The sequence below is a fragment of the Vibrio sp. 10N.222.55.C6 genome (assembly GCF_041473395.1).
GTDB lineage: Bacteria > Pseudomonadota > Gammaproteobacteria > Enterobacterales > Vibrionaceae > Vibrio > Vibrio crassostreae_C.
Map to the genome: position 1 here is coordinate 1 of NZ_JBFRSD010000112.1, position 507 is coordinate 507.

Consider the following 507-nt stretch of genomic DNA (forward strand, 5'->3'; position numbering starts at 1 on the left):
CTTCGTGGATGACTGATTTTTTCGCTCTCCAACAGCGAGATTAAACGTCCTTCGGCAATATCTTTATTCACCATAAACCCTGATAGACATGCAATGCCATTTCCTGCCAACACAATTTGTCGAATGGTTTCGCCATTACTTGATGACATCAAAGCGTCTAGTTGGGTAAAACCTTTTAAAGGCCAGTCATTCAAAATTTTGGGGGCGACAAATCCAATGAGATTATGCTGAGCAAGATCGCTGCTTTTAGTGGGGAGCCCGCGTTTTGAGATATATTCTGGTGAAGCCACAATATACAAGGGGCTTCGACCCAGCGACCGAGCATGTAGCGTAGAATCGCTCAACGTACCAATCCGAATTGCTAAATCGGTTTTCTTTTCTAGTAAATCCACAATGCCTTCATTGGAGGTTATTTCTAGCTCAATATCGGGATAGGCTTGATTAAATGACTGCACCAATGGCACCAGTTGATGAAACACAAACGGACTAGCCGCGTCAACACGTAAA

1 protein-coding gene is annotated in these 507 nt (G+C 43.6%); it reads right to left on the reverse strand.

Annotation, left to right across the window (positions count from 1 at the left end):
- Nucleotides 1-507: LysR substrate-binding domain-containing protein (locus tag AB4486_RS22790; RefSeq protein WP_372118762.1), on the reverse strand; the 507-nt coding region annotated here is incomplete at both ends.